This is a genomic window from Azospirillum isscasi, assembly GCF_030849505.1.
Classification (GTDB): Bacteria; Pseudomonadota; Alphaproteobacteria; order Azospirillales; family Azospirillaceae; genus Azospirillum; species Azospirillum isscasi.
The window spans coordinates 1-9,765 of record NZ_JAUJFI010000188.1 but is presented as its reverse complement, the minus strand read 5'-3'; the positions used below and the strand labels follow the sequence as shown (position 1 = coordinate 9,765).

Here is a 9,765-nt window from a genome sequence, read left to right as displayed (position 1 = left end):
GACGAAGCGCAGCCAGTCGCCCATGGCGTGCCCGTCCGCCAGCGTCCGCAAACGCGCCGCCCGCCGGGCGAACAAAGCCGCGTCGGGCAGGCGCAGCGGGGCCGGGGACTGGCCCGGCACCAGACCGGCAGCGGCCATGGCGGCGGCGGTCGCTTCGGAGATCGGGGCGTCGGTGGAGGAGGCGGTCATGGTGGCTTTCCCGGTCACGGATCACGAACGATGAGAAGGGATAGCACAGCGCAAGAACGGTGCCATGGGGAGGCACCCTCTCCCGCCCCGGGAGAGGAAGGGACCCGCCGCATTGCGGCGGGAGGGTGAGGGTACCGGCAACGGTCAGGCGCTTCGATCCTCCTACGACCCTCACCCGGCCCTTCGGGCCACCCTCTCCCGGGGCGGGAGAGGGATCGACGCACCCCCGACAGATTGTCCCCCATACAAACATTAGGGACATTTTGTCCGTCGTCGGCTGGACAAAATGTCCCTTCGCGGGATGCGGCCATGGCCGTTCCGTCCGCCGGCCCCCAGCAAATTCCCCGCATTCCGCCCATGGCCCCGGCTGGCACGGAATCTGCCCTCTGGCGGATGCGCCACGTCGGCCGGGTCGTCCCGGACGGCCCGGCACATCCGACATCAGGGCCGACACCAGGGCCGACACCAGGGAGGTTTCATGCCCATCACACCCATGCAGGTATCACGGCGGCATTTCTTGAAGGTCACGGCGGGCGGGCTCGCCGCCTCCAGCATGGGAGTTCTGGGCTTCCTGCCGTCCGAGGCGCTGGCCGAGGTGCGCCAGTTCCGCCTCGCCCGCGCCAAGGAGATCCGCAATACCTGTCCTTACTGCTCGGTCGGCTGCGGCCTGCTGATGTACAGCCTGGGCGACGGCGCCAAGAACGCCAAGGCCGAGATCATCCACATCGAGGGCGACCCCGACCACCCGGTCAGCCGCGGCTCGCTCTGCCCGAAGGGCGCCGGCCTGCTGGACTTCATCCACAGCCCGAACCGCCTGAAATACCCGGAGGTGCGCGAGGCCGGGTCCAGCACCTGGAAGCGCATCTCCTGGCACGAGGCGGTCGAGCGCATCGCCCGCCACATCAAGGACGACCGCGACGCCAACTTCGTCACCAAGACCGCCGAGGGCGTGACGGTGAACCGCTGGCTGTCCACCGCGATGCTGACCGCGTCCGCCTCCTCCAACGAGACGGGCATCCTGACGCAGAAGGTCATGCGGTCGCTGGGCATCGTCGGCACCGACGCGCAGGCCCGCGTCTGCCACGGCCCGACCGTGTCGGCGCTGGCCTCGACCTTCGGGCGTGGGGCGATGACCAACACCTGGGTGGATATCGGCAACGCCGACTTCATCCTGATCATGGGCGGCAACCCGGCGGAGGCGCATCCGGTCGGCTTCAAGTGGGCGGTCGAGGCGAAGAAGCGCGGCGCGCGCATCGTCGTCGTCGATCCGCGCTACAACCGCTCCGCCGCGGTGGCTGACGAGTATCTGCCGATCCGCGCCGGCTCCGACATCGTGTTCCTGGGCGGCGTCATCAACTGGCTGGTCGCCAACGACAAGATCCAGTGGGAGTATGTCCGCGCCTACACCAACGCCGCCTACATCGTGAAGGAGGGCTACGGGTTCGAGGACGGGCTGTTCAGCGGCTACGACGCCGCCAAGGGCCAGTACGACCGCTCCTCCTGGAACTACGAGTTCGAGGCGGACGGCACGACGGCGAAGACCGACCCGACGTTGCAGCATCCGCGTTGCGTGTGGAACCTGATGAAGGCCCACTACGCGCGCTACACGCCGGAACTGGTCGAGGACCTGACCGGCACGCCGAAGGACGGCTTCCTGCGCGTCTGCCAGCATCTCGGCTCCACGGCGGTGCGCGACCGGGTGGGCACGATCCTCTACGCGCTGGGCTGGACGCAGCACACGGTGGGCGCCCAGAACATCCGCACCATGGCGATGATCCAGCTCCTGCTGGGCAACATCGGCATGCCGGGCGGCGGCGTGAACGCGTTGCGCGGCCACTCCAACATCCAGGGCCTGTCCGACCTCGGCCTGCTGTCCACCAACCTGCCGGGCTACCTGACCCTGCCGTCGGAGAAGGCGCACCCGACCTTCGCCGACTACATCGCCAAGACCGCCCCCAAGGCGCAGGCGCCGGGCCAGCTCAATTTCTGGGCCAACACGCCGAAATTCTTCGTCAGCCTGCTGAAGTGGTTCTGGGGCGACAAGGCGACGAAGGAAAACGACTGGGGCTACGACTGGCTGCCCAAGTGGGACAAGATGTACGACGTGCTCCAGGTCATGGACCTGATGCACAACGGCAAGGTCAACGGCTTCATCGTCCAGGGCTTCAACCCGCTGACCTCCTTCCCCGACGCGCGCAAGACGGCGGCGGACTTCGCCAAGCTGAAATACATGGTGGTCATCGACCCGATCGCCACGGAAACCGCCTCCTTCTGGCAGAATCACGGCGAGTTCAACGCGGTCGATCCGGCAAGCATCAAGACCGAGGTGTTCCGCCTGCCCTCCACCTGCTTCGCGGAGGAGGACGGGGCCATCGTCAACTCCTCGCGCTGGCTGCAATGGCACTGGAAGGGCGCCAACCCGCCGGGCGAGGCGAAGACCGACCAGGAGATCCTGGCCGAGCTGTTCATGGCCGTCCGCGCCCTCTACGCCAAGGAGGGCGGCACCGCGCCGGAGCCGATCCTGAACCTCTCCTGGCCCTACAAGAACCCGCTGGAGCCGACGCCGGAAGAGCTGGCGAAGGAGCTGAACGGCCGCGCGCTGGCCGACATCCCCGACCCCAAGGACCCCACCAAGTTCCTGGCCCGCAAGGGGGAGCAGATCCCGAACTTCGCCCTGCTGCGCGACGACGGCACGACGATGAGCGCCTGCTGGATCTTCGCCGGCTGCTGGACGCAGGCGGGCAACCAGATGGCGCGGCGCGACAACACCGACGCGGGCCTGGGCAACACGCCGGGCTGGGCCTGGGCGTGGCCGGCCAACCGCCGCATCATCTACAACCGCGCCTCCTGCGACCCCTCGGGCAAGCCCTGGGACCCCAAGCGCAACCTGATCTCGTGGAACGGTGCGGCCTGGGCGGGGGCCGACGTGCCGGACTTCAAGGTGGACTCGCCGCCCGCCGACGGCATGAACCCCTTCATCATGAACCCGGAGGGCGTCGGGCGCCTGTTCTGCACCGACAAGCTGGTGGACGGCCCCTTCCCCGAGCATTACGAGCCGATGGAAAGCCCGCTCGGCACCAACCCGCTGCACCCGAAGGTGGTGAGCAGCCCGGCGGTGCGCATCTTCAAGGCCGACCGCGAGCGTCTGGGCACCCATGACCAGTTCCCCTATGTCGGCACCACCTACCGCCTGACCGAGCATTTCCAGTTCTGGACCAAGAGCGTGCGGCTGAACGCCATCGCCCAGCCGGAGCAGTTCGTGGAGATCGGCGAGACGCTGGCCGCGGAGAAGGGCATCAAGGCCGGCGACTGGGTCCAGGTCTCCTCCAAGCGCGGCCACATCAAGGCCAAGGCGGTAGTGACCAAGCGCATCAAGGCCCTGAAGGTGGCGGGCCGCACCGTCCACCAGATCGGCATCCCGCTGCACTGGGGCTGGGAGACGGTGGCCAAGAAGGGCTTCCTGTCCAACACGCTGCCGCCCGCGGTTGGCGACTGCAACACCCAGACCCCGGAATACAAGGCGTTCCTCGTGAACGTCGAGAAGATCGGAGTGGCGTAAGTCATGGCACTGCAATCCCTCGATATCCTGCGCCGCTCCGCCTCGCCGACGCCGACGCCGCAGGCCCGCAACCCGCAGGAAGTCGCCAAGCTGATCGACACCACGGTGTGCATCGGCTGCAAGGCCTGCCAGGTCGCCTGCTCCGAATGGAACGAGCTGCGCGCCGAGGTCGGCTCCTGCGTCGGCGTCTACGACAACCCGACCGACCTGTCCTCGCAGGCCTGGACGGTCATGCGCTTCAACGAGGTCGAGGAGAAGGGCAAGCTGGAGTGGCTGATCCGCAAGGACGGCTGCATGCACTGCTCCGACCCCGGCTGCCTGAAGGCATGCCCGTCGCCGGGCGCCATCGTGCAGTACAAGAACGGCATCGTGGACTTCCACCAGGAGAACTGCATCGGCTGCGGCTATTGCATTTCCGGCTGCCCGTTCAACGTGCCGCGCCTCAGCCCGGCGGACAGCAAGGCGTACAAGTGCAACCTTTGCTCCGACCGCGTGGCGGTGGGGCAGGAGCCGGCCTGCGTCAAGACCTGCCCGACCGGGGCCATCCAGTTCGGCTCCAAGGAGGACATGATCGAGGTCGCGGCGACCCGCATCACCGACCTGCAATCGCGCGGCTACGACCAGGCGGGCCTCTACGACCCCGCCGGGGTGGGCGGCACCCACGTCATGTACGTGCTGCACCACGCCGACAAGCCGGCGCTCTATTCCGGCCTGCCGGACAACCCGTCGATCAGCGCCGTCGTCGGGGTGTGGAAGGGCATGCTGAAGCCGCTGGCGACGCTGGGCGTCGCCGCCGCCGGCCTGTTCGGCTTCTTCCATTACATCACGGTCGGCCCGAACCGCGCCGATGACGAGGAGGAGGCGGATCACGGCACGCCGCCGCTGCCGCCTGCCAAGGGAACCAAGACCAAGGAACGGGAGAACGCGCTGTGAAGACGACGGAAAAGCTGATCCAACGCTACTGCGCCGCGGAACGCATCAACCACTGGATCGTGGCGGTCTGCTTCGTGCTGCTGGCCATCTCCGGGCTGGCCTTCTTCTACCCGGCCTTCTTCTGGCTGACCGGCGTGTTCGGCACGCCGCAGCTCGCCCGCATCGTCCATCCCTTCGTCGGGGTGGTGATGGTCCTCGCCTTCGCCCGCCAGTTCTTCCGCTACGCCCATCACAACCTCATCAACAAGGAGGATGTGAAATGGATGATGTCGGTGAAGGAGGTGATGAAGGGCAACGAGGTCGGCGACATCGGGCGCTACAACGGCGGCCAGAAGGGCATGTTCTGGGTCATGGTGCTGTGCATGATCCTGCTGCTGGTGTCGGGCGTCATCGCGTGGCGGCCCTATTTCGCGGGCTACTTCCCGATCCCGGTCATCCGCATCGCGCTTCTGGTGCACGCCGCCAGCGCGCTGGTGCTGATCGCCAGCATCATCGTCCATGTCTACGCCGCGCTGTGGGTGCAGGGCACGATCCGCGCGATGGTGGAGGGCGTGGTCACCCACGCCTGGGCGCGCAAGCACCACCCGCGCTGGTTCCGTCAGGTGACCGGTAAGGAAGCCGGGCATTCGTGACGCCCTGATCCCCTCTCCCGGGGCGGGAGACGGAATGTTCTTTCGAAGGAATTCGCCATGAGCCTCGCCACGGACTTCGCCGATTACGCGACCACCCAGCGCATGACCGTCCTGCGGCTGGGGCCCGGCGCCGCCGAACTCTGCGACGACGCGGTGGTGGAGGAGGTGCCGGTGGCGGTCGCCTACAACGGCATCGTCCATGCGGTCATGCTGGCCACCCCCGACGACCTGGAGGATTTCGGCCTCGGCTTCTCCCTGTCGGAGGGGATCGTCGCCGATGCGGAGGAGCTGGAAAGCCTGCGGGTGGTGGAGGGCTGCGACGGGATCGAGGTCCGCATGGAAATCCCGATGGAGCGCTTCATGGCGCTGAAGGGCAAGCGGCGCAGCATCGCCGGACGGTCCGGCTGCGGCGTCTGCGGGGTGGAGAGCCTCCAGGCCATCGCCCGCTCCGGACATCCCGTCCCCTCCGGCGGGCGGCTGTCGGTGGACGCGGTGGGGCGGGCGCTGGCCCGCTTCACCGAGCGGCAGACCCTGCACCGCGCCACCGGGGCGGCCCATGGCGTCGCCTGGGTGGACGCGGCGGGGGACATCCTGGCGGTGCGCGAGGACGTGGGGCGCCACAACGCGCTGGACAAGCTGATCGGCTGGCTGGTGCGCACGGGCGTGGATCGTCGGGGCGGCTTCGTCCTGACCTCCAGCCGCGCCAGTTACGAGCTGGTGCAGAAGGCCGCCCGGCTGGGCATCAGCGGGCTGGTCGCCATCTCCGCCCCCACCGGCTTGGCCGTCCGCATGGCGGAAAGCTGCGGCGTGTCGCTGGCCGGCTTCGCCCGCGGCAACCGGCTGGTCGTCTACAGCCATGGCGACCGCTGGCACGGCGACCGCCGGGAGTCCTGAGCGGCTTCACGGGGGACCGCGCTCCGCCGTCTGGGGGATACCAGCCGGACGACGGAGACCCCGATGCCACTCGACAAGGCCGCGATCAAGAACACCAAATCCAAGCCGCGCGATTTCGAAGCCTGGCGGAACCAGGTCCAGGAGGCGGCCCAGAGCCGCGGGCTCGCCAATCTCAGCGTGGTCACCGATCACCACATCTGCCCGCAGAACATCCTGCTCGACTACCGCGACGGCGCCGTGGACGCCAGCGACGACGGGCTCCTGACCAGCATCGGCACCTACGCCATGAACAACGGCGTGATCGAGCCGGCCCAGACCCCGCAGATCCGGATCGAACGGCTGATGGAGCGCATCCTCTGGGCCTTCGGCAACGTCTTCCCCGGTGCGGAGAACGTGATGCGGGTGGACGACCCCATGGACACCGGCGGGTGGGAGACGAAGGGGGCGCTGGCGAAGGCGGTGTCCTATGCCAACGAGCTGAAGGATCTGCTCGTCCAGGTCAGCGCGGCGCGGTCCCACACGAACTGGCAGAAGGTCGCCGACCACGTCAACCCGCAAGGCCGGAAGATGCTGAAGGCCCGGAAATCCATCCTGAAATGGGCGGATGCCTGGGCGACCCATCCCACCTACCGCATCTACATCCGTCTGACCAAGATCGAGACGGAACACTGCCGCGCCAATTGCAAATCGTTTCCCGGTTCCGGGGCCTGGATTCACCCCGATCACGACGTTCTCAATCAGATCGCGACGAAGCTGTCCATCTGGGAACCGACGGTCAAGGCCAGCAGCGGGGCCGACCAGCGCATCGCCTACAAGGCCATGCGCGACGACATCAACCAATCCTGCTTCAACGGCCAGGACAAATGCCACGACCGCTGGCTGGAGCGCCATCCGACCGTCTGAAGGACGGTCCCGCCCGCCGCCGTCCGCCGCCATCAAGCAAAAGTAGTGTCGTCAAGACAGGGGCGCATCCGAAGATTTCGTTCGGCGGCGCCCCGCCTCATGTTTGCAGCGCAATGGATTAGATCATGCCGATTCATAAAAGATGGGATAAACTGTTGCCAAAGTTATTCGGAAATTGATTCGTTTGCAAAAGGACGGCGCATGCCAAAGGCCGAATCCATTCGTGTGCTTTGTGTGGACGACCAGGAAAGCATGCTTCGTCTCCACCGCTACGCCTTCGCGCAGCTCGGCATCCGGAACGTCACCGAGGTGACCTCGGCGGTTTCGGCCATCGACATGATCCTGAAGAGCGAGTTCGATCTCGTCACGCTCGACTGGAACATGCCGGGGACGGACGGGCTGACCCTGTTCAAGATGCTGCGCAAGCACCCGCAGACGGCCAAGCTGCCGATCATCATGGTCACCGGCAACGCCGAGGAAAGCTCGGTCAAGACGGCCATCGCCGCCGGGGTCCGGCTGTTCCTGCGCAAGCCCGTTTCGGTCAGGGACCTGAAGGTCCGGGTCGAAGCCGCCATCGGCAAGCTGACCTAAGGAGGGCGGGGCCATGAGAGTGCTGGATTCCATGCCGCTGATCGGCAAGGTGTTCCTGATCCTGGCCGTGCTGGGGGCGGCCATCGCCACCGGGTTCCTGCGGCTGAACGCCGCCCAGGAGGCGGCGGAGCGGGAACTGACCGCCGTCATCGAGACCGAACAGCCGGGCATCATCTGGCTGGCCCGCGCCCGCATCGCGGCCAACGCCACCGGGCGGCTGGCCATCGAGGGGCTGATCGAGCCGAGCGGCTTCAAGGCCCGGCAGGTCTTCGCCAAGCTGAAGGAGCAGAACGCCAACTTCAACGCCCGGCTGGAGGAGGCGGAGCGCGCGCTGCGCGGCACCGGGGAGGATCTGGCCGGCATCCGCCAGGGCTATGAGCGGGTCGTCGCGCGGATCGACGCCATGGTGGCGGAACGGCTGGAGCAGAGCGACGGCGCGATGAGCGACACGCTGCGCGACCGCGCCCGCGCCGTGTCGGTGACCGTGGACGAGTTCGACGGGCAATTGCGGGCGCGGGTGGATCAGGCGCTGGCCAACTCCCAGGCGCGCGCCCGCGCCACCGTGGCCCATGCGCGGGAGGAGACGGCCCGGCTTTTCATGATGGTGGCCGCCACGCTGGCCGCCGTCTTCGTCCTCGCCTTCCTGCTGCTGCGGTCGACCGTGGTGCGCCCGCTGCGCCGCCTGACGGACACGGCCAAGGACCTGCTGGCCGGGCGGCTGGACCGGACCGTCCAGGGCACCGGCCGGCGGGACGAGATCGGCGACGTCGCGCGGGTCTGCCAGCTTCTGAAGGACAGCCTGACGGCGGCGGACACCCTGTCCCACCGCACCGTCTCGGCGGCGGAGCAGGTGGCCGCCGCCACCAGCCAGGCCGCGGCGGCGGTGGAGCAGGTGTCCGACGGGTCGCAGCGCCAGATGCAGTCGGTGGAGAGCATCACCGCCGCGGTGACGCGCACCACCTCGATCATCGGGACCATCGCGTCGGTCAGCCTGTCGGCCAAGGACCGTTCGCGCGAGGCGGCGACCCGGCTGGCCGACGCGCTGCGCCAGATGGAGACGATGACCGGTGCGGTGCGCGAGATCGCCGTGACCAGCGAGCGGATCAACCGCATCACCCAGAGCATCGGCGAACTGGCGACCCGCTCCAACATCCTGTCGCTGAACGCCGCCATCGAGGCGGCGCGGGCCGGCGACCATGGCCGCGGCTTTTCGGTGGTGGCGGAGGAGGTCGGCAACCTCGCCCAGCAGACCGCCAACCTCGCCCAGGAAATCGCCCTGCTGGCCGCCGACAGCGGGGAGCGCATCCAGAACGGCGTCACCGTCGCCACGGAGGTGGGCGGCGTCATGCAGACCGTGTCCGCCGCCATCAACGAGACCGACAGCCTGTCCGAGGACATCGCCCAGTCGATGGAGGAGCAGGGCGGGGTGCTGCGCCAGATCGAGCAGAGCCTGCAGCGCCTGACCGAGATCTCCAACGCCAACGCCACGGCCAGCGAGGAGATCGCCGCGACGATGGTCGAGCTGACCCGTCTGGCCGACGCCACGCGCCGGGAAGCGCAGCAGGGGCGGACCGGTGCCGCGGCGGGCTGAGGGGCGTCGGGCTGAGGGGCGGCGGGCCGCCGACGCGGCGGACGCCGTGACGGACGCGGCGCCCGCGGTCCCGCTGCCCACGGTTCTCGTCGTCGACGATTCCTCGATGATGCGGACGCTGATGTCACGGCTGGCCGAGAGCGGCGGGGATTTCCGCGTGGCCGGCACCGCCGCCGATGGGCGCCAGGGCATCGACCGCGCGCGGGCGCTTCAACCGGCCCTTTGCCTGCTCGACCTGGAAATGCCGGTGATGGGCGGGCTGGACGCGCTGCCGGCGATCCGCGCGGTGTCGGACGCGGCTGTGATCGTCGTCTCCTCGATCGCCGGCCCCGGGTCGCCGGAACGGCGGGCCTGCCTGATGGCCGGCGCCTCGGCGGTGGTGGCGAAGCCGTCGGGGGCGGTCAGCGCCGACCTTGCCGAACGCCGTGGCGAGGCCCTGCTGGCCGCCATGCGCGCCGCCCTGGCCCCGCCCG

At 68.4% G+C, this 9,765-nt stretch carries 9 protein-coding genes; 8 read left to right on the top strand and 1 reads right to left on the bottom strand.

The window, feature by feature from the left end; all coding sequences use genetic code 11:
• Positions 1-189, bottom strand: a 189-nt coding sequence (gene fdhE, locus QSG27_RS25045) for a formate dehydrogenase accessory protein FdhE domain-containing protein (RefSeq protein WP_326522693.1), incomplete at its 3' end; no start/stop codon positions are given.
• A gap of 493 nt (positions 190-682) precedes the next feature.
• Here fdhE and fdnG point away from each other — a divergent pair.
• The 8 genes from fdnG to QSG27_RS25005 all read left to right on the top strand — a co-directional run.
• Entirely contained in the window at positions 683-3,748 is a 3,066-nt protein-coding gene (gene fdnG, locus QSG27_RS25040; protein WP_306710962.1) for a formate dehydrogenase-N subunit alpha, read from the top strand.
• Positions 3,749-3,751: 3 nt separating this feature from the next.
• Positions 3,752-4,681: a formate dehydrogenase subunit beta gene (gene fdxH, locus QSG27_RS25035; protein WP_306710961.1), complete on the top strand. Its 930-nt coding sequence runs from the start codon at positions 3,752-3,754 to the stop codon at positions 4,679-4,681.
• Positions 4,678-5,313, top strand: a complete 636-nt coding sequence (locus QSG27_RS25030; RefSeq protein ID WP_306710959.1) for a formate dehydrogenase subunit gamma — start codon at positions 4,678-4,680, stop codon at positions 5,311-5,313. Before fdxH ends, QSG27_RS25030 begins: the two co-directional genes overlap by 4 nt.
• 57 nt (positions 5,314-5,370) lie before the next feature.
• Positions 5,371-6,207 carry a formate dehydrogenase accessory sulfurtransferase FdhD gene (gene fdhD, locus QSG27_RS25025; protein ID WP_306710958.1) on the top strand — a complete coding sequence of 279 codons (837 nt, stop codon included), beginning with the start codon at positions 5,371-5,373 and terminating at the stop codon, positions 6,205-6,207.
• Positions 6,208-6,270: 63 nt separating this feature from the next.
• The gene (locus tag QSG27_RS25020; RefSeq protein ID WP_306710956.1) at positions 6,271-7,110 is read left to right on the top strand and encodes a hypothetical protein; all 840 of its coding nucleotides are present in this window, start codon (positions 6,271-6,273) and stop codon (positions 7,108-7,110) included.
• Between the two features lie 99 nt (positions 7,111-7,209).
• Complete coding sequence (locus QSG27_RS25015) at positions 7,210-7,701, top strand: response regulator (protein ID WP_306710954.1); 492 nt, start codon at positions 7,210-7,212, stop codon at positions 7,699-7,701.
• Positions 7,702-7,714: 13 nt separating this feature from the next.
• Positions 7,715-9,292 carry a methyl-accepting chemotaxis protein gene (locus QSG27_RS25010; protein ID WP_306710952.1) on the top strand — a complete coding sequence of 526 codons (1,578 nt, stop codon included), beginning with the start codon at positions 7,715-7,717 and terminating at the stop codon, positions 9,290-9,292.
• On the top strand, positions 9,276-9,765 hold a 490-nt coding region (locus tag QSG27_RS25005), incomplete at its 3' end, for a response regulator (RefSeq protein WP_306710950.1). The genes QSG27_RS25010 and QSG27_RS25005, both read left to right, overlap by 17 nt.

Coding starts and splice junctions, on each gene's coding strand:
- fdxH (WP_306710961.1), top strand. CDS start 3,752: ATGGCACTGCAATCCCTCGATATCCTGCGCCGCTCCGCCTCGCCGACG.
- QSG27_RS25020 (WP_306710956.1), top strand. CDS start 6,271: ATGCCACTCGACAAGGCCGCGATCAAGAACACCAAATCCAAGCCGCGC.
- fdnG (WP_306710962.1), top strand. CDS start 683: ATGCAGGTATCACGGCGGCATTTCTTGAAGGTCACGGCGGGCGGGCTC.
- fdhD (WP_306710958.1), top strand. CDS start 5,371: ATGAGCCTCGCCACGGACTTCGCCGATTACGCGACCACCCAGCGCATG.
- QSG27_RS25010 (WP_306710952.1), top strand. CDS start 7,715: ATGAGAGTGCTGGATTCCATGCCGCTGATCGGCAAGGTGTTCCTGATC.
- QSG27_RS25015 (WP_306710954.1), top strand. CDS start 7,210: ATGTTTGCAGCGCAATGGATTAGATCATGCCGATTCATAAAAGATGGG.